Source organism: Rhodococcus sp. IEGM 1408 (assembly GCF_033142235.1).
Taxonomy (GTDB): domain Bacteria; phylum Actinomycetota; class Actinomycetes; order Mycobacteriales; family Mycobacteriaceae; genus Dietzia.
Window position 1 is genome coordinate 122,215 of record NZ_JAWLRW010000001.1, and the last position, 22,759, is coordinate 144,973.

Annotated in this window: 26 protein-coding genes; 9 read left to right on the forward strand and 17 right to left on the reverse strand. The window is 69.2% G+C overall.

Features of this window, described 5'->3' with window-relative positions:
• Positions 1–7: 7 nt before the first annotated feature.
• Complete coding sequence (locus tag R4P08_RS00560; RefSeq protein WP_317811803.1) at positions 8–1,039, forward strand: DUF2332 domain-containing protein; 1,032 nt, start codon at positions 8–10, stop codon at positions 1,037–1,039.
• On the opposite strand, the gene R4P08_RS00565 is transcribed toward R4P08_RS00560, so the two are convergent.
• From R4P08_RS00565 to ectA, 7 genes are all read right to left on the reverse strand, one after another.
• Positions 1,036–1,875, reverse strand: a complete 840-nt coding sequence (locus R4P08_RS00565; protein WP_317811804.1) for a PIG-L deacetylase family protein — start codon at positions 1,873–1,875, stop codon at positions 1,036–1,038. The genes R4P08_RS00560 and R4P08_RS00565 overlap by 4 nt on opposite strands.
• 115 nt (positions 1,876–1,990) lie before the next feature.
• Entirely contained in the window at positions 1,991–3,016 is a 1,026-nt protein-coding gene (locus R4P08_RS00570) for an NAD-dependent epimerase/dehydratase family protein (RefSeq protein ID WP_317811805.1), read from the reverse strand.
• Positions 3,013–3,975, reverse strand: coding sequence for a bile acid:sodium symporter family protein (locus tag R4P08_RS00575; protein ID WP_317811806.1), 963 nt, complete (start codon positions 3,973–3,975; stop codon positions 3,013–3,015). The genes R4P08_RS00570 and R4P08_RS00575 overlap by 4 nt, the downstream gene beginning before the upstream one ends.
• Positions 3,972–5,438: an NAD(P)/FAD-dependent oxidoreductase gene (locus R4P08_RS00580; protein ID WP_317811807.1), complete on the reverse strand. Its 1,467-nt coding sequence runs from the start codon at positions 5,436–5,438 to the stop codon at positions 3,972–3,974. Before R4P08_RS00580 ends, R4P08_RS00575 begins: the two co-directional genes overlap by 4 nt.
• A gap of 134 nt (positions 5,439–5,572) precedes the next feature.
• Positions 5,573–5,995, reverse strand: a complete 423-nt coding sequence (locus R4P08_RS00585; RefSeq protein ID WP_317811808.1) for an ectoine synthase — start codon at positions 5,993–5,995, stop codon at positions 5,573–5,575.
• Positions 5,996–6,053: 58 nt separating this feature from the next.
• On the reverse strand, positions 6,054–7,349 hold the full coding sequence (ectB, locus tag R4P08_RS00590; protein WP_317811809.1) for a diaminobutyrate--2-oxoglutarate transaminase: 1,296 nt from the start codon (positions 7,347–7,349) through the stop codon (positions 6,054–6,056).
• A gap of 63 nt (positions 7,350–7,412) precedes the next feature.
• Positions 7,413–7,925, reverse strand: coding sequence for a diaminobutyrate acetyltransferase (gene ectA / locus R4P08_RS00595; protein ID WP_317811810.1), 513 nt, complete (start codon positions 7,923–7,925; stop codon positions 7,413–7,415).
• 177 nt (positions 7,926–8,102) lie between these two features.
• Between ectA and R4P08_RS00600 the strand changes: the two genes are divergently transcribed.
• Positions 8,103–8,531, forward strand: coding sequence for a pyridoxamine 5'-phosphate oxidase family protein (locus tag R4P08_RS00600; RefSeq protein WP_317811811.1), 429 nt, complete (start codon positions 8,103–8,105; stop codon positions 8,529–8,531).
• Here the strand turns inward: R4P08_RS00600 and R4P08_RS00605 are convergent.
• Together R4P08_RS00605 and arsB are read right to left on the reverse strand one after the other, a co-directional pair.
• Positions 8,525–8,983 carry a low molecular weight phosphatase family protein gene (locus tag R4P08_RS00605; RefSeq protein ID WP_317811812.1) on the reverse strand — a complete coding sequence of 153 codons (459 nt, stop codon included), beginning with the start codon at positions 8,981–8,983 and terminating at the stop codon, positions 8,525–8,527. The genes R4P08_RS00600 and R4P08_RS00605 overlap by 7 nt on opposite strands.
• Entirely contained in the window at positions 8,980–10,146 is a 1,167-nt protein-coding gene (gene arsB, locus R4P08_RS00610; RefSeq protein WP_411741131.1) for an ACR3 family arsenite efflux transporter, read from the reverse strand. The genes R4P08_RS00605 and arsB overlap by 4 nt, the downstream gene beginning before the upstream one ends.
• A 281-nt stretch (positions 10,147–10,427) precedes the next feature.
• On the opposite strand from arsB, the gene R4P08_RS00615 reads away from it, so the two are divergent.
• Positions 10,428–10,778 (forward strand): metalloregulator ArsR/SmtB family transcription factor, encoded by a 351-nt coding sequence (locus R4P08_RS00615; protein ID WP_317811813.1) that lies wholly within the window; start codon positions 10,428–10,430, stop codon positions 10,776–10,778.
• Positions 10,779–10,785: 7 nt separating this feature from the next.
• On the opposite strand, the gene R4P08_RS00620 is transcribed toward R4P08_RS00615, so the two are convergent.
• Together R4P08_RS00620 and R4P08_RS00625 are read right to left on the reverse strand one after the other, a co-directional pair.
• Positions 10,786–12,300 (reverse strand): SulP family inorganic anion transporter, encoded by a 1,515-nt coding sequence (locus tag R4P08_RS00620; RefSeq protein WP_317811814.1) that lies wholly within the window; start codon positions 12,298–12,300, stop codon positions 10,786–10,788.
• A gap of 85 nt (positions 12,301–12,385) precedes the next feature.
• Positions 12,386–13,489 carry an ArsO family NAD(P)H-dependent flavin-containing monooxygenase gene (locus R4P08_RS00625; protein WP_317811815.1) on the reverse strand — a complete coding sequence of 368 codons (1,104 nt, stop codon included), beginning with the start codon at positions 13,487–13,489 and terminating at the stop codon, positions 12,386–12,388.
• Between the two features lie 70 nt (positions 13,490–13,559).
• Here R4P08_RS00625 and R4P08_RS00630 point away from each other — a divergent pair, with 70 nt between their 5' ends.
• Both R4P08_RS00630 and R4P08_RS00635 read left to right on the forward strand, forming a co-directional pair.
• Positions 13,560–14,636, forward strand: coding sequence for a permease (locus R4P08_RS00630; protein ID WP_317811816.1), 1,077 nt, complete (start codon positions 13,560–13,562; stop codon positions 14,634–14,636).
• Positions 14,637–14,691: 55 nt separating this feature from the next.
• On the forward strand, positions 14,692–14,928 hold the full coding sequence (locus R4P08_RS00635) for a thioredoxin family protein (protein ID WP_317811817.1): 237 nt from the start codon (positions 14,692–14,694) through the stop codon (positions 14,926–14,928).
• On the opposite strand, the gene R4P08_RS00640 is transcribed toward R4P08_RS00635, so the two are convergent.
• Both R4P08_RS00640 and R4P08_RS00645 read right to left on the reverse strand, forming a co-directional pair.
• Positions 14,925–15,047 (reverse strand): hypothetical protein, encoded by a 123-nt coding sequence (locus R4P08_RS00640; RefSeq protein ID WP_411741132.1) that lies wholly within the window; start codon positions 15,045–15,047, stop codon positions 14,925–14,927. The genes R4P08_RS00635 and R4P08_RS00640 overlap by 4 nt on opposite strands.
• 37 nt (positions 15,048–15,084) lie before the next feature.
• Positions 15,085–16,242, reverse strand: a complete 1,158-nt coding sequence (locus R4P08_RS00645; protein ID WP_317811818.1) for an acyl-CoA dehydrogenase family protein — start codon at positions 16,240–16,242, stop codon at positions 15,085–15,087.
• A 107-nt stretch (positions 16,243–16,349) separates the two neighbouring features.
• Here R4P08_RS00645 and R4P08_RS00650 point away from each other — a divergent pair, with 107 nt between their 5' ends.
• Positions 16,350–17,135, forward strand: coding sequence for a PIG-L family deacetylase (locus R4P08_RS00650; RefSeq protein ID WP_317811819.1), 786 nt, complete (start codon positions 16,350–16,352; stop codon positions 17,133–17,135).
• Positions 17,136–17,163: 28 nt separating this feature from the next.
• Here the strand turns inward: R4P08_RS00650 and R4P08_RS00655 are convergent, their stop codons facing one another.
• From R4P08_RS00655 to R4P08_RS00670, 4 genes are all read right to left on the reverse strand, one after another.
• Positions 17,164–17,901, reverse strand: coding sequence for an APA family fibronectin-binding glycoprotein (locus tag R4P08_RS00655; protein WP_317811820.1), 738 nt, complete (start codon positions 17,899–17,901; stop codon positions 17,164–17,166).
• Positions 17,898–18,641: an alpha-ketoglutarate-dependent dioxygenase AlkB gene (locus R4P08_RS00660; protein WP_317811821.1), complete on the reverse strand. Its 744-nt coding sequence runs from the start codon at positions 18,639–18,641 to the stop codon at positions 17,898–17,900. The genes R4P08_RS00655 and R4P08_RS00660 overlap by 4 nt, the downstream gene beginning before the upstream one ends.
• 70 nt (positions 18,642–18,711) lie before the next feature.
• The gene (locus R4P08_RS00665; protein ID WP_317811822.1) at positions 18,712–18,834 is read right to left on the reverse strand and encodes a hypothetical protein; all 123 of its coding nucleotides are present in this window, start codon (positions 18,832–18,834) and stop codon (positions 18,712–18,714) included.
• Positions 18,835–19,049: 215 nt separating this feature from the next.
• The gene (locus R4P08_RS00670) at positions 19,050–19,907 is read right to left on the reverse strand and encodes an inositol monophosphatase family protein (protein WP_317811823.1); all 858 of its coding nucleotides are present in this window, start codon (positions 19,905–19,907) and stop codon (positions 19,050–19,052) included.
• 170 nt (positions 19,908–20,077) lie between these two features.
• Here R4P08_RS00670 and R4P08_RS00675 point away from each other — a divergent pair, with 170 nt between their 5' ends.
• From R4P08_RS00675 to R4P08_RS00685, 3 genes are read left to right on the forward strand one after another with little or no spacing between them, the layout of a single operon-like run.
• The gene (locus R4P08_RS00675; RefSeq protein ID WP_317811824.1) at positions 20,078–20,722 is read left to right on the forward strand and encodes an ABC transporter permease; all 645 of its coding nucleotides are present in this window, start codon (positions 20,078–20,080) and stop codon (positions 20,720–20,722) included.
• 11 nt (positions 20,723–20,733) lie between these two features.
• Positions 20,734–21,993 (forward strand): ABC transporter ATP-binding protein, encoded by a 1,260-nt coding sequence (locus R4P08_RS00680; protein ID WP_317812232.1) that lies wholly within the window; start codon positions 20,734–20,736, stop codon positions 21,991–21,993.
• Complete coding sequence (locus R4P08_RS00685; protein WP_317811825.1) at positions 21,990–22,742, forward strand: ABC transporter permease; 753 nt, start codon at positions 21,990–21,992, stop codon at positions 22,740–22,742. The genes R4P08_RS00680 and R4P08_RS00685 overlap by 4 nt, the downstream gene beginning before the upstream one ends.
• Positions 22,743–22,759: the final 17 nt, after the last annotated feature.

A 22,759-nucleotide genomic window follows, 5' to 3' on the forward strand; every position in this document is an offset into this window, starting at 1 on the left:
TGGGCACATGGACTCCGCGCACGTCGACGACGTCCCCACCCGATACTCCGACTTCGCCGAATTCGAGGTCCGCAGCCGGACCCCCGTCTACCTGTCATGGGCCCGGGGCATCTCCCAGGACCCGGAGACGTGCGCCCTCATCGAGCGGCTGCCCCGGATCAAGCGACAGCCCGCACTGGTCTTCGCCTCGGCCCGGCACGCCGGTGCACCCGAGACCGAGGACTACTCGCAGTTCCGCGAGTTCGTCCACGCCCACTGGTCCGAGATCGAACAGATCGCGCTTACTCACTCGACGCAGACCAACGAGGCCAAGCGCTGCGCAGTGCTCCTGCCGTTCCTGTCCCTGCTGCCCGGTCCGCTCTCGCTGGTCGAGATGGGCACCTCTGCCGGGCTGTGTCTGTACCCGGACCGGTACGCCTACCGCTACACCCTGGACGGCGGCGAGGCGGTCGACCTCCGGCCGGCGGGTTCGGGGGCAGCGTTGAGCTCGGGCTCGGGCGGCGGTATCCCGATCCTCGACTGCGACCTCCGCGACGGTGTCCCCCGCCCGCGCGCCCTGCCGGACGTCGTGCACCGAGGCGGGGTGGACCTGTCCCCCATCGATCCCGCCGACGCCGACTCGCGCGCCTGGCTGCGCAGCCTGATCTGGCCCGGACAGCAGGCCGAGCGCGTGCCCCGTCTGGACGCCGCGCTCGACATCGCCGCGGCCGACCCGCCGCAGGTCCTCGCGGGCGACCTGGTGGAGAGGTTGGAGGAGTCCGTGGCCGCGTGTCCTGCGGGATCAACCCCCGTGGTGTTCCACACGGCAGTGCTCGGGTACCTCGAGCCACCGGCTCGCGCCGAGTTCGTCCGCCGGGTCACCGAGCTGGACTGTGTGTGGATCTCCGTCGAGGGAGTGACCCTACTGCCCGATGTCGCCGAGCAGGTCCCCGAGTCGATACGGCGCCACAAGGGCATCTTTGTCGTCGCCGTCAACGGTCGCCCCCTGGCGACCGCGCACGGCCACGGCGACTGGGTCCGCGCGCTCGACATGCCCTAGAACGGCCACCCGCTGCGCATCGGCTCCTCGGCCGGTGTCCCATCGAGCCCGGGCTCGATCAGGTACTCCGTCCCGAACATCATCGCGTAGACGTCCAGCGGCAGGGACAGCATCATCCCGATGTCGCTGGTCTGGCTGGCGTGACACTGCATCGCGCGGCGCTTGAGGTCGATCACGTCCGCGGGCAGCTCGATCGCCCACGCGATCTCCGACTGCGGGACGCCGACCGGCAGACCGTCGTCGCCGGTGAGGATCATCTGCTGCAGCTCGTCCACATCGGCGCCACCGGCGGCCAGTGTCCGCAAAAACTCCGCCGCCGCGGGGCTGCTGAGCAACTCGCGCTGCACGTCCTGGTTGGTCGTGGCCTCCAGCAGCCGGGGCCGGCGGGCCGAGAGCTCGATCGCCCGGCGGGCGATCCGGTGCACCGCGATGTGATCGGGGTGACCGTAGTTGCCGTGATGGTCGTAGCCCACCAGAACGCCCGCGTCCTCGCGGTCGAGGATCCGTGCCAGCCGCGCGGCCGCCTCGTCGATGTCCGCCCGGTGCAGGCACAGCGGGTCGTTGTTCTGCGCCCAGCCGGTCATGCCGGAGTCGCGGTAACCCAACCAGTCGATGCGCGCCACGCCCAGGACCTCCGCGGCGGACCGGGCCTCCCCACGCCGGTGTTCGACCAGGTCACCGTCGGGCCCGAGGTGGTCGGGCCGCTCACCGTGGTTGCCGTCGGTGGCGAACACGGTGACGACGCGGTGGCCGCCGCGTGAGGCGAGGGCCATCATCCCGGCGGTCTGAGAGGTCTCGTCGTCGGGGTGGGCGTGGAGGAACACGATCGTGGACACCCGGACAGTCTGCCCTTCCCGCTGACTGATCGTGGGGTGCGCTGCCGGAATGGACCGAACACACCGCGCGACTCGGGTGACAGCGAGCAGACGGGCAGCGCAAGCCGGGCGGCAGTCAGGTGGCCCGCGCGTCGGGGTGGCCGGCCAGCCAGCGGTCGAAGGCCTGCGCGCTGGTCAGCTCGGGTGAGTAGCCGAAGACCTCGCGCAGACGCGTGTTGTCCAGGACCGGGCGATAACGCAGGAAACCGGTCTGCTCCGGCCCGTAGCGGGTGGCGCGTAGCGCGCTGCCCACGGTGAGCACGGCCTTGAGCACGACCTCCGGAATGGCGAGCGTCCGCTTGCCCAAGCGCTCCGCGATCTGCCCGATGGTCAGGGTGCCGGTGCCGGCCACGTTGTAGATCCCCGGCGGCGCTGCCTCCACTGCGCGCACGACGATCTCCACGAGGTCGGTGTCCCAGATGAAGACGAACGGGGAGTCCGCGCCCCGGATCGCGAGCAACCGGGGCCGGTGGAACAGCGCGGTGATCTGATTGTCCACGGCGTCGCCGAGGATCGTGCCGATCCGCAGGACCACCTGCTCGAGGCCCGGGTGGTCACGCCGGGCGCCGGCGAGCATCCGCTCGACCAGCGCCTTGTGGTGGCTGTACGCGAACGCGGTCGTACCCCGTACCTGCCAGTCCTCGGTGATCGGCACGGGGTTGTCGGCGTGGTAGCCGTACGCGGCGCCCGAGGAGGACACGATCAGCCTGCGCACTCCGTGCTCTATACAGGCGTCGAGGACGTGACGGGAGCCGTCCACGTCCACCCGGTAGGCGGCGTCGCGCCCCATCCCGTCCGGGTCCACGACGGAGGCCAGGTGCACTACCGCGTCGTGGCCGGCGACCGCCTCACGGACCGCTGCGGCATCGGTGACGTCGAGCTTCACGTGGCGCACGGGCCGCACGGGCGAGTCCTGACCGACCGCGACGGCCACCTCCTCGGGGACGACCCCGGGTACCCGCAGGTCCCCGCTCGTGACCTCGTGCCCGGCGGCTGCCAGACCGGCCACCACCCCGGTGCCGAGGAATCCGCTGCCGCCGGTGACCAGAACCCTCAGTCCGTGCTGGGTCATGCGGTGCTGGCTCATGCCGTGCTGGCTCATGCCGTGCCCACCTTCTGCTCGTCCTGCTCGCCCTGCTCATCCGCGGGACCGGGCTCGGGCGCCGCCGACCTGGTCCGCCGCGACCACACCACGGCCACGACGAGCCCGGCGATGATGTCCCACACTCCCCACCACGCCGCCACGAGGGCCATGCCGCCGAGCCCGTCGAAGAAGGCGAACACGAACAGCAATCCCAGACCGGCGTTGCGGATCCCGACCTCGAAGGTCATGGCCTTACGGGCTGGCACGTCGAGCCTGAACCCGCGCGCGATGCCGTAGCCGAGCCCCAGCGCGAGCGCGTCGTGCAGTAGCACCGCCACCGCCACGACGCCGATGTAGGCGACGAACAGGTTCCAGTTGTTGGCCACCGCGACCAGGATGATGCCACCCAGCGCGACGAAGGACAGGATCCCGACCACGCGATGAGTGCGGGCCGCCACGGTGGGAAGCAGGTGGGAGACGGCGACGCCCAGCGCAAAGGGCAACGCGATGACCAGCAGAACCTCGCTGAGCATGTCCCACGGCGCCACGCTGATCTCGTTGAAGTAGTCGCGTCCCGTCGGGTGCAGGTGCCCCCAGAACGAGAAGTTCAGCGGCAGCATGGCGATCGCCAGGACGTTGCCCACCGCCGTCATGGACACCGAGAGCGCCACGTCCCCGCGCGCCCGGTGGGTGAGGATGTTGGAGACGTTGCCCGGCGGGCAGCACGCCACCAGGATCATGCCCAGCGCGACTGACCCCTGCACACCGAGCAGCAGCGTCAGCCCGAAGGTCAGCGCCGGCAGCAGTGCGAACTGCGCGATGATCGCCACCGCGAACGCCTTGGGCTTGCGCAGCGCGAGCCGGAAGTCCTCGAGCCTGGTGTCCATGGCGATCCCGAACAGGATCAGCCCCAGGACGATCTTGAGAGTGGTGAGGGAGCCGGAATCGAACGCGATCCGGACGTCGTCGACGTTCACGAGCGGGCCCCCTGCGTCTGCGCCGTCTGTGCCGTCTGCGCCAGCGCTGCTCTCATGTCTCTGTCGATGGCCCTGTCCATGTCCGCGATCAGCGCGGTCACCGCGTCCCGGTAGGCGGTCTTGTTGACGTAGTAGGCCATCCGGTCCAGGCCGAGGTAGCGGTAGCCGCCGGTCAGATCAGGCCGCGGACCCCGACGCCCCCGGTCGACCGCCTCGGCCGCTGTGCGCCCGACGGCGCTCGGGTCGCGCCTGGCCGCGAGATAGCGCGCCAACAGATCGGCCTGCTCGTACCGGCCCTGCCAGCCGATGCCGGACGCCTCGAGCATCCCCAGGACCGCGAGGTCGTCGCGCCGCGACGGGAAGATGTTGAGGTACAGATCGGGCGCGGCCTGCCCGTCCGCCCAGTCGAGGTGACGCCGCTCCAGGAACGGGTAGTGCAGCAGGTACCCCGTGGCGAGCATGATCAGGTCGTACTCCCCTGTGCTCCTCTCACCCGTGCTCCTCTCCCCCGTGCTGCCGGCCTTGAAGTGCACGGTGCGTCCGTCGAATCGTTCGATGTCGCCGCGCACCCCGATGTCGCCGTGCCCCACGTGCTGGAGGATCAGCGAATTGACGACGGGGTGGGACTCGTAAATCTTGTGGTCGGGCGCGGGGAAGCCGAACCGGGTCGGGTCCCCGGTGAACAGCTTCACCACCCGGCTGTCGACGGCCTGTTTGATCCGGGCGGGCAGCGGCCGGCCCGTGTTGAGCGTGTCGGCGGGCTTGCCAAAGAGGTACTTGGGCACGAAGTGGTACCCGCGCCGCACGCTGATGTCGACCGACTCGGCGTGGTGGACGGCGTCGACGGCGATGTCGCAGCCTGAGTTGCCGCCGCCCACCACCAGGACCCGCTTTCCGGCGAGCTCCCGCGGGTACTTGTAGCGGCTGGTGTGGCGGACCTCGCCGCTGAACTCCCCCGCGAACTCCGGGATGTTGGGCTCCGAGAGGGTGCCGTTCGCGATCACCAGCGCCGAGAACTCGCCCGCGTCAACCACCTCGTCGGGGCCGACCTCGTCGTCGTCTCCAGAACCGGTGGGGCGCACGGTCAGTCGCCAGCCGGAGTCAGGCTCCTCCCCCAGCGGTTCCGCCCGCACCACCTCGGTTCCGAAGCGGAACCGCTCGCGCAGGCCGAAGTGATCGGCGAAGTCACGGAAGTAGGCCAGCAGCCGGCGGTGATCCGGGTAGTCCGGGGTGTCGGCGGGCATCGGGTACTCGGTGAACTCGGTGGTCCGGGCCGAGGAGATGAGGTGGGCCGAGGAGTAGACCGTGCTGCGCGGGGAATTGATGTTCCACAATCCACCCACGTCGTGGGCGAGGTCGAAGCCCACCCAGGCGATGCCGCGGCGGTCGAGATTGCGAGCGGCGGCCAGGCCGGACGGCCCGGCCCCGATGATGGCGACGGGACGGTGGTCGGGCGAGGGCATGGGTAGTGATCCTGCCCCACAACGCGCGACTCCCCGGTCGAATTCGCTCAGCGTGAGCGAACTCGACCGGGGAGGGCGTGGGTGCCGCGTAGGTACCGCGTGGGTGCTTAGGCCAGCGGTCTACTTTCTTCGGTCTACTTCTCGCGGACGACCGTGCCGTCGTCCTGCAGCCGCAGGAGCGGGTAGATGCCGTCCTCGTCGTGGTTCTCCTCGCCGACGACCGGCGGGTTGAAGACGCACAGCATGCTCATCTCCTCCTCGACGATCACCTGGTGCTTCTCGTGACCGTTGAGCAGGTACATGGAGCCGGCTTCGAGCGGGTAGTCGACGCCGTTGGTGAGGTCGCGGAGCGTTCCCTTGCCACGGGTCAGCCACACGGCCTCCACGTGGTTGGCGTAGTGGAAGTCGTTGGTCGTGCCAGCGGCGATGGTGGTCTCGTGGAACGAGAATCCGACGCGGTCGTCGGCCAGGACGATGCGCTTGGACACCCAGTTACCGTTGTTGCCCTTGATGTCGCGGTCAGTGCCGGTGATCTCTGCGGTGGAACGGACGATCATGCAGTTCTCCCTCGTTGATTCGGTTCTCAGGCGTACTGGTTCTCAGGCGTGGTGGTTCTCAGGCGTACTGGGCGGCCAGGACGTGGTCGACGGCCTCGTAACAGATCTCGATGCCGCGATCGCGCTCGTCGTCGGTGAGAGTCAGCGGGGCGAGGAACTTGACGACCTCGTCGCTCGGTCCGGCGGTCTCCACCAACATCCTGTGATCGAAGCAGCGGGCCATGACCTGCTGGGCGAGCTCCGGCTTCTCCGTGAAGGCGATGCCGAAGGCCATTCCGCGGCCACGCAGCTCGAGCTTGTCCTGGTACTTGTAGACCAGCGGCGAGAAGCGCTCGCGCAGGATGCGGCCGTTCTCCAGGGTGCGGTTCTGGAGGGTGTCGTCCGACCAGAACTTGCGCAGTGCGACCTCGGCGGTGACGAAGGCCATGTTGTTCCCGCGGAATGTGCCGTTGTGCTCGCCCGGGGTCCACTCGTCGAGCTCGCGGTTGAACAAGGTGATCGCCAACGGCAGGCCGTAGCCGCCAATGGACTTGGACAGCGTGACGATGTCGGGCTTGATGCCGGCGACCTCGAACGAGAAGAACTCGCCGGTCCGGCCGCAGCCCATCTGCACGTCGTCGACGATGAGCAGGATCTCATGGCGCCTGCACAGGTCTTCGAGAGCCTTGAGCCATTCGGCGCGCGCGGCGTTGATTCCGCCTTCGCCCTGGACGCACTCGACGATCACGGCGGCGGGACGGTTCATCCCGGATCCGGAGTCGCCGAGCACGCGCTCCATCCACTGGAAGTCCTCGGTCACCCCGCCGAAGTAGTTGTCGTAGGGCATCGGTGTGGCGTGCACAAGGGGGATGCCTGCGCCGGCGCGCTTCATCGAGTTACCGGTCACCGACAGCGACCCGAGGGTCATGCCGTGGAAGGAGTTGGTGAAGTTGACGATGGCTTCGCGTCCGGTGACCTTGCGCGCGAGCTTGAGCGCCGCTTCCACCGCGTTGGTCCCGGTCGGGCCGGGGAACATGACCTTGTAGTCCAGCCCGCGCGGCTCGAGGATGTTCGTCGTGAACGTCTGCAGGAACGCCCGCTTGGCAACGGTGTACTTGTCGAGCGAGTGGGTGATGCCGTCTCGCTCGATGTATTCGAGCAGCGCGGCCTTCATGTCGTCGTCGTTGTGGCCGTAGTTGAGGGCACCCGCGCCACCGAAGAAGTCGAGGTACTCGTCACCGTCTACGGTCGTCAGCTTCGCTCCCTTGGCGGTGTCGAAGACCACCGGCCAGTTGCGGGAGTAGCTGCGGACCTCGGACTCGCGATCAGTGAAGATCGAGGTGTCCAGGTTGGGATCGTTGGTGGTTTCGGTCATGGTCGTGATCACTCCAATGAACAATTATGGTGCGTCAGGGCGGGCCCTGCGGCCCGGGTGCCCTCAGGAAATGGTGTAGAGGTCTTCGGGTTCGTGCCCTTCACCGAGCAATTCGGAACCGAGGTAGTCCTCACTCGTCAACGTCATCCCCCGATCGCGTGCGACGGCACCGAACGTGCGCTGGGAGGCCTCGTTGTCCGGGCTGATGGTGGTGCGCAGGCGGACCACCCCGCGCTCGGCGAGCCTGTCCATGAGGTGGTGGAGCAATCGCGCGGCAAGACCCTTTCCGCGCTGATCCGCGTCCACGCCCACCTGCCACACGAAGATCGTGTCCGGCTCGGAGGGGCGGAGGAATCCGGTGACGAAGCCGACGACGCGGCCCTCGGTCTCCACGACGACCGAGCTCTCCGAGAACTCCGCTCCCCACAACACGTAGGCGTATGAGGAGTTGAGATCCAGGACTCCGCTATCGCGGGCGATCTCCCACATGCGATTTCCGTCAGCCGCGGTGGGCGGACGAAAAACCGCGTCGGACGAATCAGGGTTACGGGGTGCTTCTCGTTCTCCTGGGTTCATAGTCAGTTCCCACCGTAGTGAGGACGAGCAGTTGCTGCATCTCCCATGGTCAGATCGTTACCTTAAAACCCGATGAGTCCGCTGGTGGACGCGCTGGAGTGAGGTCCGTCACCACGTGCCGCCACGACGTAACTCGACCGTCACCCGCGCGAGGAGTCCGAGTGGCAGGATCTGTACATGGACGACAACCCGATCATCGATTTCGACGAATCCCGTTCCCTGGAGCTGCTCGCGACCGAGTCGCTCGGCCGCCTGGTCACCGTCTCCCAGGGACTTGCGGAGATCTTCCCCGTCAATTACGCGCTCTCTCCCGAGGGCAAGCTGTACTTCCGTACAGCCGAGGGCACCAAGCTGGCCGACATCACCATTCAGCCGGACGTGCTGTTCCAGGTGGATCACATCGAGGACGACTCGGCCTGGTCGATCGTCGTGCGCGGGACCGCCCGACGCCTCGATTCCTTCTCGGAGATCAACGCCGCGGAGGAGCTCGACCTCAAGCCGTGGATTCCCACGCTCAAGTACAACTTCGTCGAGATCACCCCAGAGCAGACCTCGGGCCGCGGCTTCACCTTCGGGGATGAGCCGGAGCGCTACACCGGTTACTGAGCTGGGTCGCCCGGTGCGGCGGACAGCGCGACCCACAAATCCCGAACGCGGGTGGCGATGTCGTCGCGGATGAGTGCCATCCGCGCGGCTCCGTCGATCCCCCGCTCGCTCGGCTCGTCGGTCTCCCACACCTCGATGGGCGCACGCATCCCGGGAACGGGCTCGAGCTGCGCTGCCGTGCCCAGGACGACGACACGATCTGCCCGTCGCAGCACGTCGTCGTCCACCGCCGCGGCGGTACCGCCGGACATGTCGGCGCCGATCTCGGCGAGCGCGGCCACCGACTCGTCGTTGGGCCCCTTCCCGAACGCCGGCTGCGTGCCGGCGGAGAAGACCTCCACCGCATCCCCGGCGAGGTGGCGCAGCAGCGCCTCCGCCATCTGGGACTTGCCGCGATTGGACTTGCAGACAAACAGGACAGTGGGCCGGGAGGCCTGAGCGGCGGGGGTCATCGGTGGCCCTCTCCCGTTGCGCGACTGGCGGCAGCGACGTCCTCGCGGATCGCGTTGGGAACCGTGGGGTCCCCCTTGAACAGGCGCTTACCCGCAAACAGACTCACGTACACCAGGGCGATCAGCACGGGGACCTCGATGAGCGGCCCGACGACCCCCGCCAGTGCTTGACCGGACGCCACTCCCCAGGTTCCGATACTCACCGCGATGGCGAGCTCGAAGTTGTTGCCCGCGGCGGTGAACGCGACCGCCGTGGACTTGGCGTAGTTCAGGCCGGTCGCCCGTGCGGCGAGCAGGCTCCCGCCGAACATCAGGACGAAGTAGGCGAGCAGAGGCAGCGCGATGCGGGCCACGTCGAGAGGTCGCTCGATGATGGCGTCACCCTGGAACGCGAAAAGGACGACGATGGTGAACAACAGACCGTAGAGGGCCCACGGACCGATCCTGGGCAGGAAGGTCTCCTCGTACCAATCGCGCCCCTTGGCCTTCTCGCCGAAGTGCCGGGTGAGGAAGCCCGCCAGCAGGGGGATCCCGAGAAACACCAGCACGCTCAGCACGATGGCCCATACCGAGAAGTCCGCGCTCGTGGTCTCGAGACCCAACCAACCGGGCAGGACCTGGAGGTAGAACCAGCCGAGGCCGGCGAACGCGATGACCTGGAACACCGAGTTGATCGCCACGAGTACCGCCGCGACCTCCCGATCCCCGCACGCGAGGTCGTTCCAGACGAAGACCATGGCGATACAGCGGGCCAAGCCCACCACGATGAGGCCGGTGCGGTACTCGGGGAGGTCCGGGAGCATGAGCCACGCCAGCGTGAACATCAGCGCGGGCCCGACGATCCAGTTGAGAACGAGGGATAGCCCGAGGAGCTTGCGGTCGCGGGTGACGCGGTGGGTCTCGTTGTAGCGGACCTTCGCGAGGACCGGGTACATCATGACGAGCAGGCCGAACGCGATGGGCAGAGAGACGTCAACCACCTTCACGGTGTCGAGGGCGTCGGCGATGCCGGGGACGAAGCGCCCCAGCAGCAGTCCGACCGCCATCGCCACGAGGATCCAGACGGCGAGGTACCGGTCGAGGAAGGACATCTTTGCGGCGACGGGTGTGCCGGAGTCAGCGGTCGCAGTGGGTCCTGCGGGGGCCGAGGCCTGTGTGCTCATGGAACACGACCCTATTGAATGCATCGACAATCGTCAATGTGTCCATTGGTCGGCTCAGGACCACCCACTCGCTCCGGAGTCACCTCGGGACACGTCGGCCTCGGACTACCCATCGCCCGCCCGCCACCGCCTGCCGTATCGCTCATGCCCCCACCCCCCGGTGTTGCACCGCATCCAAACCGTATCGAACCTGTGTTCTATGATACGCATACACATTCGAACATACAAGGGTCAATCCGCGGCCGTCCCCTCTCGCTGAGACGTCCGAGTAGCCTGGTCTCATGACCTTGATCGAGCCCGCCGAACCCTGCTGCATTGCCGGCTCGAACGGGCCTCTCGATCAAGCGGAGGCGGAGGCTGCAGCCGCCCGGTTCAAGGCACTGGCCGACCCGATGCGCCTGCGCCTGCTCTCTCACATCGCGGCGGCGGACTGCGACAACGTCTGCGTCTGCACCCTGACCGAGCCACTCGGCATCACCCAGCCGACTGTCAGCCACCACATGAAGAAGTTGGTCGAAGCCGGGCTCGTCGTCCGCGAGCAGCGCGGCCGGATGGCGCACTACAGCATTGTGCCGGAGGCCTTTGCCCAGATCCGCGACATCGTGGACGTCCGCGGCCTCATCCGCGACTGACGCGCCGTCAGAACCCCGTTCCCAACTTCCCCGACAGCTTGTCCAGGCGCTCCTGGCTCGCGCCGTCGAGGCCGATCACCGTCAGCGTCTTGCCCTTGGCCGCATACTTCTGCTGGACGGCGTCGAGGGTCGCGACGGTGGAGGCATCCCAGATGTCGGCGTCGGTGAGGTCCAGCACGACGTGCTCCGGGTCGCCCGCGTAGTCGAACTGGTAGACCAGATCGTTGCTCGACGCCCAGAACAGTTCGCCGGTGACACGGTAGGTGCGGGTGTCCACCTCGCCGTCGTCGTCGGTGTCGAGCTCGGCGACCTTCTCCACCGTCGTCATCCGCGCGACGCGTCGGGCGAACATCACCATCGCGGTGAGTACGCCCAGGATGACGCCGATCGCCAGGTTGCTGGTCCATACCGTCGCCACGACGGTGACCAGCATGACCAGCGTCTCCGACAGCGGCATCAGGCGCAGGGTGCGCGGGTGGATCGAGTGCCAGTCCAGCGTGCCGACCGACACCATGACCATCACCGCGACCAGCGCGGCCATGGGGATGAGGCCCACGATGTCACCCAGGACGACGACGAGGACCAGCAGGAACACGCCGGCGAGGAGTGTGGACAGCCGCGTGCGGGCGCCCGACTCCTTGACGTTCATCATCGTCTGCCCGATCATCGCGCAGCCGCCCATCCCGCCGAAGAAGCCGGTCACGAGGTTGGCCACGCCCTGACCCCAGCCCTCGCGGGTCTTGTCGGAGTGGGTCTCGGTGATGTCGTCGACCAGCTTCGCCGTCATCAACGACTCCATGAGCCCGACCAGCGCCATCGCCAGTGCGAACGGCGCGATGATGCGGAGGGTGTCCAGCGTGAGGGGCACGTCAGGGAAGAGCAACGACGGCAACGTGGTCGGCAGCTCGCCCTGTCCCGCCACGTCGGGCACGGACCAACCGACTGCGAGCACGACCACGGTGATCGCGACGATCGCGACGAGCGGTGCCGGGAGCACGGTGGTCAGACGCGGGAACCCGACCATGATGGCGATCCCTGCCGCCACCAGCGGATAGACCAGCCACGGCACGCCCACCAGGTGCGGGATCTGGGCCAGAAAGACCAGGATCGCCAGGGAGTTGACGAAGCCGATCATCACCGAGCGGGGAATGAACCGCATCAGCCTGGCCACCCCGGCCACGCTCAGCAGGATCTGCAGCACGCCCGCGAGCAGGACGGTGGCGATGAGGTAGTCGAGTCCGTGGCTGGCCATGACCGGGGCAATCACCAGTGCGACTGCACCAGTCGCGGCGGAGATCATCGCGGGGCGGCCCCCGGTGAAGGCGATGGTCACGGCCATGGTGACGGCCGCGAATAGCCCGACGCGCGGGTCAACGCCCGCCAGGATAGAGAACGAGAGCGCCTCCGGGATGAGCGCCAGCGCCACCACCAGGCCCGCCAGGACCTCGGTGCGCAGCCGGGCCGGGGACGAGAACGCGGCGCGGAAGGACGCCACCACTCCGGTCGGGAACTCGGCTGCCATGGTCTACTCGCTGTCGGGATCAGGGCCCCGCTCGGGCGGAGGCGCGCGGAGACACCGTAGCCCGTTGGTCCGTCACGGACCGATTTCAGCCGCGCACAACTCCGCTCCCGCCGATCGCGCCGGCCACAGCCGCCTTCGCCCACTGCCCGACACCGACGAGGGTCGCCGACGCCGCACCGCACCAGTCCCCGTATCCGAGCAGGTAGAGCCCGGGTACGCCGGGGACTCTGGGCCCGTCCGCCACGACCCGACCGTTCGCGCGGGAGAGGTGGAGCCCGGCCAGGTGCCCGAGCGCCGGCCGGAACCCGGTGCACCAGATCACCGCGTCGACCCGCTCGTGCCGGCCGTCGTCCCAGCTCACCCCGTCGGCTCCGAACCGGTCGAACATCGGCGTCGCTTCCAGTAGGCCCGCCTCGCGTGCCGCCAGGACCGGGGGGACGACGACGATGTCGCCGAGCGCGGCCACACCGCGTCCACCCCCGCCACGTACCGCGGCGCTGGCGACCCGGAACAGCTCGCGGCCGTCGACGTCATCGGGCAGATACCTCGGCGGACCGGAGGTACACCAGAGCAGGTCGCCGCCATCGGTGTTCAACCGCCCGGCGAGCTCGGCGGCGATCTGGGCACCCGAGTTGGCCCCGCCCACCACCACGACCCGGCGGCCGGCGAAGGACCCGGGGCCCCGGTAGGCGGCGCTGTGGAGCTGCTCGCCCCGGAACCCTGCAGCACCCGGATAGAAGGGGACGAACGGCCGGGACCACGTACCGGTCGCGCTGATCACCACCCGGCAGCGCCACCTGCGCCCGTCCGCGGAGCGCACGAGGAAGGCCCCGCCCTCAACTCCGCCCTCAACTCCGCCCTCAACCCTGTCGACGCTGGTGATGCGGACCCCGCGCCGGACCGGGAGGCCGTAGTGCTCCTCGTAGCTCCGCAGATACTCCACGACGTGCTGGGCGTCGGGGTTGCCGCCGTCCGCCCGGGGCATGCGGCGGCCCGGCAGCGAGGAGAACTCGGCTGGTGAGAACAGCCGGAGCGACGGCCAGGTGTGCGGCCAGGCGCCGCCGGGACCGGTCGAGGCGTCGAGGATCTCGAAGTCCGCGCCGGCGCGCGCCAGGTAGAAGCCAGCGGCCAGTCCCGACTGGCCGCCGCCGATCACCACGACGTCCCTGAACACCACCTCTCCCACCACAGCACCCCCTTTCGATACCCTCTGAGCAGATCCTATAGACACTCGTCGATGCTAATTCTACAGGCGAGGCATGAGCACCCCGTCCGCTCCCGCAACCGGCTCGCCCGGTTCCGACACCGATGCCGGCGACCGCGACCATCGTCGACTCGTGGGGCTGCTCGCGCTCGCCGCGGCGGCCTGGGTCGCACTGTGGATCGCCAACGAATGGTTCTGGGACGCCGCCGTCGGCTGGCTCGGTCTGGACCTGGGCGACCGGGCGGTCGGGGCCGTGCAATTCTTCCTCTACGACACCGTCAAGATCTTCCTCCTGCTCCTGGGCCTGATGTTCCTGGTGGGCATGCTGCGCGCGAGCCTCGATCTCGACCGCGCCCGGGATTGGCTCGCGGGACGGGGGCTGTTCGTCGGCCTCGCTCTCGCGATCGTGCTGGGCGTGGTGACCCCGTTCTGCTCGTGCAGCTCGATCCCGCTGTTCATCGGTTTCGTCGCCGCCGGCATCCCACTGTCGGTGACCCTAACCTTCCTCATCGCCTCGCCGCTCATCAGCGAGATCGCGGCCATCATGATCGGCGATCTGTTCGGCTGGCACATCGCCGCCGCCTACGTTCTCAGCGGCGCCGCCATCGCCTTCATCGCAGGATGGGTGCTGTCCCGGTTCCGGCTGGAGAAGTGGGTCGACGACGTCGTCTTCACCACCCGGGTGGCCGCACTCCGCGCGGACGGCCACGTGCCCACCCTCCGCGAGCGGGTCGACGCCGCCCTCGGCGAATCCCGGGACATCTTCCGGGGCGTCTGGATCTGGGTGGTGGTGGGTGTCGGAATCGGGGCCGCGATCCACGGCTGGGTCCCGGCGGACTTCTTCCTCCGCTGGGCTGGCCCGGACAATCCGCTGGCCGTGGTCGTGGCCACCCTCGCCGGGGTGCCGCTCTACGTCAACGGCGCCGGGGTCGTGCCGATCGCCGAGGCGCTGTGGGCCAAGGGCATGAGCCTGGGGACCGTCATGGCGTTCATCATGAGTTCGATCGCACTGTCCATACCCCAGGCGATCATGCTCAGGCGGGCGATGAAGCCGCCGCTGCTCGCGCTGTTCTTCGGCGTCGTGACCGTGGGCATCCTCGCGATCGGCCTGCTGTTCAACCTCGTCGCCTGAACCACCCACACGCCGGACCCACCCACACACCTGAAACCACCCAATTGGAGGAACCATGATCGTCAAGGTGCTCGGCCCCGGTTGCCGCAACTGCCACACCCTCGTCACCCGCACCCGGGAGGCGCTGGCCGGACTCGGCGAGGACGCCGAGATAATCGAGGTCACCGACGTCGGCGAGATCGCCGGTTACGGGCTCATGCGGACGCCGGGGTTGGTGGTGGACGACGAACTGGTCCTCGGCGGGAAGGTGCCGACCGTCCGCCAGCTCACCGACCTGTTGCGCGGACGCTAGACCGGCTGCACCCCTAGCTCCTCGAGCAGTCCCAGCACGCGGCGCCTGATCTCGTCGAGGATCGGCCTGACCGACTCGACGCCCTGCCCGGCGCCCTCCTCCGCCATGGCCTCCCGCACCGCAGGGTTTATCGCGTCGGCGGGCGCGGATCCGGCGTCACAGCGCCCGGCCGATGACCTCCTTCATGATCTCGTTGGTGCCGCCGTAGATCCGCATGACGCGGGCGGCGGCGAACTTCTGCGCGATGGGGTACTCCATCATGTAGCCGTAGCCACCGAAGAGCTGCAGGCAGCGGTCCACCACGTCGTCGAGCATGTCGGTGGCCTGCAGCTTGGCCATCGACGCGGTGACGGCGTCGAGCTCGCCGGCGATCTCGCGGGCGATGCAGTGGTCGATGAACGTGCGGGTGGCCATGACCTGGGTCTTGCTGTGCGCCAGCTCGAAGCGGGTGTTCTGGAAGTCCAGGATCGGCTTGCCAAAGGCCTGCCGCTCGCGGACGTAGGCGAGGGTCTCCACCACGGCGGCCTCGGCCATCGCGAGGGCGTCCACGGCGATCGCCAGGCGCTCGCGCGGGAGCTGGTTCATGAGCTGGTAGAAGCCCTGACCCTCCTCGCCGCCCAGGAGGTTGGCGGCGGGGACGCGCATGTCGTTGAAGAACAGCTCGGCGGTGTCGGCGCCGTGGCGGCCCATCTTCTCCAGCACCCGGCCGCGCTCGAAGCCGGGGGTCGAGGCCTCCACGGCGAACAGCGCCATGCCCTTGTGGCCGGCGTCGAGGTCGGTCTTGGCCGCCACCACCACGAAGTCGGCCGAGCCGCCGTTGGAGATGAAGGTCTTGGAACCGTTGAGGACGTAGTGGTCGCCGTCGCGGCGCGCGGTGGTGCGCACACCCTGCAGGTCGGAGCCGGCGCCGGGCTCGGTCATGGCGATCGCGGCGATCCACTCGCCCGAGCAGATCTTGGGCAGCCAGGCGCGCTTCTGCTCGTCGGTGGCGTAGTTGGCCACATAGTGCGGGGTGATGGTGGAGCCGACGCCCATGCCGAAGGCGGTGTCCCCGGAGTAGACGAGCTCCTCGGTGACCAGGTATTCCATGGCCGGGTCGCCACCCTGGCCGCCGAACTCCTCCGGCACGTCCAGGCAGATCAGCCCGGCCTCGCCGGTGCGCACCCAGGTCTCGCGGTCCACGAACTTCTGCTGGGACCACTTCTCCTGATTGGGTGTCATCTCCTTGGCGAAGAACGCGCGGGCGTGCTCGCGGAGCAACCGGTGGTCGTCGGTCTCCCAGGAGGGGCGGTAGTCAGGGAAGAGTGCGGACAACGGGGGCCTCCAGGAGGGGACGACGACGACGAGATGTCGCACCAGCCTACGTCGGCCGGAGCGCCGGACAGCCAGCGAGCGGTGGCGGCCGGGGCCATACTCGAGACATGACGGATTCCGTGGATCAGCCCGAGAACGCAGACCAGAGCGCCGCGCGGCCCGAGCCCACTACGCAGCCCGAGCCCACCACCCAGCCCGAGTGGTTCCCCACCGACTGGACCCGCTGCCTCGTCCTGGTCGCCCATCCCGACGACCCCGAGTACGGCATGTCCGCGGCCGTGGCCCGCTGGACCGCGGAGGGTCGGCACGTCGTCTACGTCCTGGCCTCCAGTGGTGAGGCAGGGATCGAGGGGATGCCCCCGGCGCTCGCGGGGCCGGTGCGCGAGGAGGAGCAGCGCCGGTCGTCGGCGATCGTCGGCGTGGACGAGGTGGAGTTCCTCGGCTTCCCGGACAGCCGGATCGTCAACAACGCGGAGCTGCGCGACGCGATCGCCGATTCGATCCGCCGCCACCGCCCGGACGTCGTGATCTCGCTCTACTCGGGCCCCGAGTGGGCTCCCGGCGCCCCCAACCAGAGCGACCACATGGAGTTCGGCGCGGCCGTGGGCGCGGCCTACGACGACCTGGTGGCCGCGGTCGGCGTGGACGCGGCCGAGGGGCGTCCGCAGTTGTGGTTCGAGTCCGCCGTCGAGCCCACCCACGTCGTGGACGTCGAGGGCTTTGTCGAGCCGGCGGTCGACGCGCTGGCCGAGCACAAGGAGTACCTCTCGGTCCTCGACCCCGGGACCCCCGTGCGCGAGCAGGCCCGCAAGCAGGTCGAGATGGTGTGCGCGCCCCGCGAGGGAGTGGCCGGAGGTCGGCACGTGGTGTCATTCCGGCGGATGCGGCCCTGATCGGCGCGCGCCCCCGGTTCCGGTTGGCCTACACCGGCTCCTCGCCCGGCCCGAGCGGTGCGTATGACGCCTCGGCGGGGCGCAGTCGTTCGACGATCTCGTCCGCCCAATCGGCGTGGGGCGAGGAGACGGTGCCGTCGCCCGGGAGTCCGATGTAGGTGAGCCAGTAGCGTTGCGCGCCCTCACCTACGACCGCGGAGTACACCAGCGCACCCTCCGGGCCGATGAGGCCCTGCTGGACCGCGGGGAGCACCCGGAACGACACGGCCCAGCCGTCGCCCACGCGGGTGGAGATCGGCTCCATCGACTCATCGGACGGCCGCCCCGGAACAGGGAGGAGGATCTGTCCCATCCCGCTTGCCAACGCGAACGCCGCCTGCTGGTTGTCCGGGTTGCGCAGATCGAACAGCTCGTCCGTGAGTTGGCCCACCAGCACGACACCGTCCGAACGGTCAGCCGCCGCCTCCTCGGCCTCCGCTTCCTCCACTGCCTCCACGGGGGTCAGCACGGTGGTGCCGAACACCAGATCACCCGACTCGGCCCGCCATCCCTCGGGGACGCGGACGACCAGTCCGGCGTAGGGATCGACGAGATCGGTACCAGCCGCCACCTGGGTCTTAGGGGACAGGGTGCGGACACCGGGGCTGTACGTCGCCGAGGAGACGAGCACCGTCACGACCGCGGCGACCACCGCGAGAAGGGCGACGAGAGCCACCAACAAAATTGTCCGGCTCGTGCCGGCGGACGGGTTCTGCCCTGAAGTCATCCGCCCAGCGTAGGCGGGTGGGTAGGCGGGCGGGTCACACGCAGCGTGAGGTTGACCCGGCCGGGCGGGCCGCCGACCACGTCCGCGCACCAATCGGGGGCAGACCCGTCGAAGACCTTGGGCACCCCGTGGAACGCCATCCGCGACGGGCCGCCAAAGACCACCAGGTCGCCCGACTCGAGGCGCACGTCGGTGTACGGGCGGCCGCGGTGTTCGGGGGTACCGAAGCGGAAGGTGCAGGCATCTCCCAGGCTCAGCGAGACGACCGGCGCGGAGACGGCCTCGTCGCGGTCCTGGTGCAGGCCCATCGTGGCGCCGTGGCCGTAGAGGTTCACGAGCGCGGCATCAGGGGTGTAGTCGGCGCTGGTGTGATCAGCGCTGGTGTGATCGGCACTGCTGTGATCAGTGCTGGTGCGATCGGCGCTGACCAGCGGATCGACCGCCGCCGCGGCCTCGAGCCCGGCCCGCGCCGCCCGGACCAGCCAGTCCGGTAGCGGTGGGACCACCTCGTCGTCGTCGTACTCGTACGGCTTCCAGAACCGACCCAGGCTGAGCGTCCGCACCGACATCCGCCCCCCGCCGGGCAGCACGATCGAGCGCGGTTCGCGCACGGCGGCCCAGTCCACGCAGGCCCGCAGCAGGTACTCCTGCTGCGCGCGGTCCATCCACCCCGGCACGTGCACGGCGCCGGGGGCGAGGATCGTCGGCGGGCGGTCGATCCCGAACAGGGGCTCGGTCACTGCCGGTCACGCCTGTCGTCCCGAGCCGCCGGGTCCCGCGCCGGGTCGTGCTCCTGCGGATGCTGCGCGGTCATCGGCGGGGGAGCTTCTTGGTGATGGTCCCGAGCGTGTTCTTGCCGGAGTTGGTGTTGTCAGGGGTCTCACCGGTGTTGGTGTTGTCGGAGGATGCCTCACCCCGGGATCGCCGCTCCATGAATCGGTTGTAGCCCCCCGGACGCGGGTTTGCATCCGATCAGGTCGCCGGCGCATGTGTCGTGGAAGACCCCTCCCGGTTGGCGGACACCGCATTCCGTTCGGCGGGCATCTTGCAGGTTCTCGCGCGGAATATCGCGAATTCTGTCCCCCAACTTGGGAGGCGTGTCCGCCAGGTGACCGGTGGCAGCGGGAGGGTCGACCAACTACTCAGCCCTACGGCCGCAGCACCGCCCACGCCTGCTCGGCCAGCGCCGGAGTCGCCGCGGCCACCACGATGCCGCCGTCCAGCGGCTGCTCGCCGTCCGGGCCGGTGATCACGCCGCCGGCGGCCTCAATGATCGGGATGAGCGCCACGATGTCGTAGGAGTTCAGGTCGGACTCCACAACCAGGTCCACCCGGCCCGCGGCCAGCATGCAGTAGGCGTAGCAGTCCCCGCCGAAGCGCTGCAGGCGTACCCGGCGCCCGAGGTCGTCGTAGCGGCGGCGCACCTCGCCGTCGTCGCCGAACATCGACGGATGGGTGGTGTACATGATCGCCTCGGACAGCTCCGTACACGTCGAGGTGTGGAGGTCAAAGGCCTCCGGGCCGTCGGAACGGCGCCGCACTGTCGCGCGGCCGTGGACCGCGCTGAAGGTCTCGCCGAGCACCGGCTGGTCCATCCAGCCGGCCACCGCGCGCCCGTCCTCCACCACGCCGACGAGCGTGCCCCAGCCGGACATGCCCGTGAGGAAGGCCTTGGTGCCGTCGATCGGGTCGAGATACCAGGTGCGGGGGGCGTCGGCGGGCCCGGATTCGCCGTGCTCCTCCCCCACCACCCGGTCGCCGGGCGCCATGGACGAGATCCCCGCCCGCAGCAGCGCCTCGATGGCGCGGTCGGCCTCGGTCACCGGGTCGTAGCCCCGGCCGCCACTCCCGCCGGCGCCACTGCCACCAGCGATCTTGTTCTCCGCGTGCAACGCCTCGAGCTCGCCGTGGAAATGCCGTCGGGCGATGCGGCCGCTGGCGGCGAGCAACTCGTCGAGGTGCTCGATCAGATCGTGGTCCAGGGGACGGGCGGGCCTAGGCGTCATGCCCCCATGGTGCATCACGGCCCGGGCGCGCACGCCACATCCCGTTCCGCCACCCTGCCCGGACGTCATGCCCCGACATCCCCCGTAACCTGCTCGTCTACCGGCTCGGCCGGGGATAGCGTGAGCGGAGCACCTTCACCGACCCCACCCACGGACGGAGCCGAGATGCGATGACCGCCTTCATGGACTTCCTCTCCACCCGCCGGCTCCAACTCGCGACGGACTCCTGGCAGCACGTCAGCGCCACCGTGCAGGCGGTGCTGCTGGCCACGCTGTTGTCGGTGGCGGTCGGCGTGGCGGTGTACCGCAGCAAGTCCGGGTCCGCCCTGGCCACCGGCCTCGCAGCCACCGCGCTGACGGTCCCGTCGTTCGCGCTCCTCGGGCTGCTCATCCCGATCCTGGGGTTGGGCGTGCTGCCCACCATGACCGCGCTGGTCATCTACGCGGTGTTGCCGATCCTGCGCAACACCATCGTCGGACTCGACGCGGTCCCCGCGGCCACCGTCGACGCCGCGCGCGGGGTCGGGATGAGCCGGATCGGGGTCCTGAGCAAGGTCGAGATCCCGCTGGCCTGGCCGTCGATCCTCGCCGGGATCCGCATCTCCACGCAGATGTCCATGGGCATCCTCGCTATTGCCGCCTACGCCAAGGGCCCGGGACTCGGCAACCTCATCTTTGCGGCCCTGTCCCGGGTGGGCACGCCCACCGCGCTGCCGATGGCGCTCACTGCCACCGTCCTCATCGTCGTCCTCGCGCTCGTCCTCGACGCGCTCCTCGTCCTGCTCGGGCGCCTGACCATCAGGGGAAACCAGTGACTTCACGACCAGTGACCACCCACTCCGACCGGACCGGTCGCCACGGCGCGACGAACGCCGACGGAGCCCTGTCCGGAGTGCCCATCACCCTGGACGAGGTGAGCAAGGTCTATCCCGGTCAGGAGCGGCCGGCCGTCGACCGCGTCTCCCTCGAGCTGCCCGCCGGGCGGACCACCGTCTTCGTGGGCCCCTCCGGCTGCGGCAAGACCACCACCATGCGGATGATCAACCGGCTGATCGAACCCTCCTCCGGCACCATCACCATCGACGGCCGGGACAACCGGAAGCTCGACGCCGACACCCTGCGCCGCAGCATCGGCTACGCCATCCAGGCCTCGGGCCTGTTCCCGCACATGACCGTCGCCCAGAACGTCGCCACCGTGCCCCGGCTGCTCAAGTGGAAGAAGTCGCGCATCTCGGACCGCGTGGACCAGATGCTCGAGCTGGTCGGCCTGGACCCGGGCGACTACCGCGACCGCTACCCCGCCCAGCTCTCGGGCGGCCAGCAGCAGCGGGTCGGGGTGGCGCGGGCGCTGGCCGCGGACCCGCCGGTGCTGCTCATGGACGAGCCGTTCGGCGCGGTGGACCCCATCACGCGGGCCTCGCTGCAGGACGAGCTTGTGCGCCTGCAGGACGAGCTGCACAAGACCATCGTCTTTGTCACCCACGACTTCAACGAGGCGGTCAAGCTCGGCGACAAGATCGCCGTGCTCGGCCCCGGGTCGTCGGTCCTGCAGTTCGACTCCCCGGAGGCGATCCTGGCCAACCCGGCCGACTCCACGGTCGCGAAGTTCATCGGGGACGACGCCGCGCTGAAGACGCTGACCCTCCGGCGCGTGGGGGACGTGGACCTGGGACAGGCGACGACGGCGAGGGAGTCCGAGAACCCGGCCGAGTTCGCCGCCCGGGTGCGCCGATCCGACGACGAGTGGGCCGTGATCCTGGACGAGTCCGGCCGCCCGCTGCGCTGGATGCGCGGCGATCTGGTGGATCAGGTGCCGGACCTGCGCTCGGGTGGCCAGCCGGTCGTCGGCACCGTCACCGTGGACTCCACCCTCCAGGAGGCGCTCGACGGGCTGCTCTCCACGGCGAGCGCCACCACCGTGGTGGTCGACCGTGACGGGGTCTACCGGGGCACGATCGGGATCTCCGACCTGGTGGGCGAGCTGCGCCGCATCCACCACAGCCATCACGACGCCCCCGGTCCGAACGACGTCCCCGGCTACACCGACACCGACACCGACACCGATCCCTCGGGGAGCCCCGCGTGAGTGCCACCGGAGCGGCCGCCCGCGGGGATTCCGCCCGGCTGTTCGTGCAGCCGCTGCTCATCGCGGTGGCCGCGGTGGGCGTGCTGTGGTGGGCCTTCTCCAGCGACCTCGACGACACCCAGAAGGCCTCGCTCAACGCCGCCTCGATCACGCAGCGGACCCTCGAGCACGTCCAGATCACCGTGGTCGTGGTGGCGATCGTGGTGGCCGTGGCGGTCCCGCTGGGGATCCTGCTCACCCGTGGCCGTATGCGCTTCCTCGCCCCCGTCGTGGTGGGCGTGGCCAACATCGGTCAGGCGGCGCCGGCGATCGGCCTCATCGTGTTGCTGTTCCTGGCCACCAACCGGACCGGATTCTGGATCGGCGTGCTGCCCGTGGCGGTGTACTCATTGCTGCCGGTGCTGCGCAACACCATCGTCGGGATCCGGAACGTGGACCCGGCGCTGATCGACGCGGCGAGGGGACAGGGGATGACGACGAGGCGGGTCCTGCGCTCCGTCGAGCTGCCGCTGGCGGTGCCGTTCATCCTGGCCGGGCTGCGCACCACCCTGGTGTTGGCCGTGGGCACGGCCACCTTGAGCTTCCTGGTGGACGCCGGCGGTCTGGGGATCTTCATCGACACCGGATACCGACTCCAGGACTACACCACCCTCGTGGTGGGTTCGGTCCTGGCCGTGTGTCTGGCGCTGTTCGTCGACTGGCTCGGTGGCGTGGGCGAGGTCCTGTTCAACCCGAAGGGACTGCGATGACACAGGCTGAGATGACG

Excerpts from the sequence above, each read along its gene's own strand:
- R4P08_RS00560 (WP_317811803.1), top strand. The coding sequence starts at position 8 with ATGGACTCCGCGCACGTCGACGACGTCCCCACCCGATACTCCGACTTC.
- R4P08_RS00570 (WP_317811805.1), bottom strand. The coding sequence starts at position 3,016 with ATGAGCCAGCACGGCATGAGCCAGCACCGCATGACCCAGCACGGACTG.
- R4P08_RS00580 (WP_317811807.1), bottom strand. The coding sequence starts at position 5,438 with ATGCCCTCGCCCGACCACCGTCCCGTCGCCATCATCGGGGCCGGGCCG.
- R4P08_RS00585 (WP_317811808.1), bottom strand. The coding sequence starts at position 5,995 with ATGATCGTCCGTTCCACCGCAGAGATCACCGGCACTGACCGCGACATC.
- ectB (WP_317811809.1), bottom strand. The coding sequence starts at position 7,349 with ATGACCGAAACCACCAACGATCCCAACCTGGACACCTCGATCTTCACT.
- ectA (WP_317811810.1), bottom strand. The coding sequence starts at position 7,925 with ATGAACCCAGGAGAACGAGAAGCACCCCGTAACCCTGATTCGTCCGAC.
- R4P08_RS00600 (WP_317811811.1), top strand. The coding sequence starts at position 8,103 with ATGGACGACAACCCGATCATCGATTTCGACGAATCCCGTTCCCTGGAG.
- R4P08_RS00605 (WP_317811812.1), bottom strand. The coding sequence starts at position 8,983 with ATGACCCCCGCCGCTCAGGCCTCCCGGCCCACTGTCCTGTTTGTCTGC.
- arsB (WP_411741131.1), bottom strand. The coding sequence starts at position 10,146 with ATGAGCACACAGGCCTCGGCCCCCGCAGGACCCACTGCGACCGCTGAC.
- R4P08_RS00615 (WP_317811813.1), top strand. The coding sequence starts at position 10,428 with ATGACCTTGATCGAGCCCGCCGAACCCTGCTGCATTGCCGGCTCGAAC.
- R4P08_RS00620 (WP_317811814.1), bottom strand. The coding sequence starts at position 12,300 with ATGGCAGCCGAGTTCCCGACCGGAGTGGTGGCGTCCTTCCGCGCCGCG.
- R4P08_RS00630 (WP_317811816.1), top strand. The coding sequence starts at position 13,560 with ATGAGCACCCCGTCCGCTCCCGCAACCGGCTCGCCCGGTTCCGACACC.
- R4P08_RS00635 (WP_317811817.1), top strand. The coding sequence starts at position 14,692 with ATGATCGTCAAGGTGCTCGGCCCCGGTTGCCGCAACTGCCACACCCTC.
- R4P08_RS00650 (WP_317811819.1), top strand. The coding sequence starts at position 16,350 with ATGACGGATTCCGTGGATCAGCCCGAGAACGCAGACCAGAGCGCCGCG.
- R4P08_RS00655 (WP_317811820.1), bottom strand. The coding sequence starts at position 17,901 with ATGACTTCAGGGCAGAACCCGTCCGCCGGCACGAGCCGGACAATTTTG.
- R4P08_RS00665 (WP_317811822.1), bottom strand. The coding sequence starts at position 18,834 with ATGGAGCGGCGATCCCGGGGTGAGGCATCCTCCGACAACACCAACACC.
- R4P08_RS00670 (WP_317811823.1), bottom strand. The coding sequence starts at position 19,907 with ATGACGCCTAGGCCCGCCCGTCCCCTGGACCACGATCTGATCGAGCAC.
- R4P08_RS00675 (WP_317811824.1), top strand. The coding sequence starts at position 20,078 with ATGACCGCCTTCATGGACTTCCTCTCCACCCGCCGGCTCCAACTCGCG.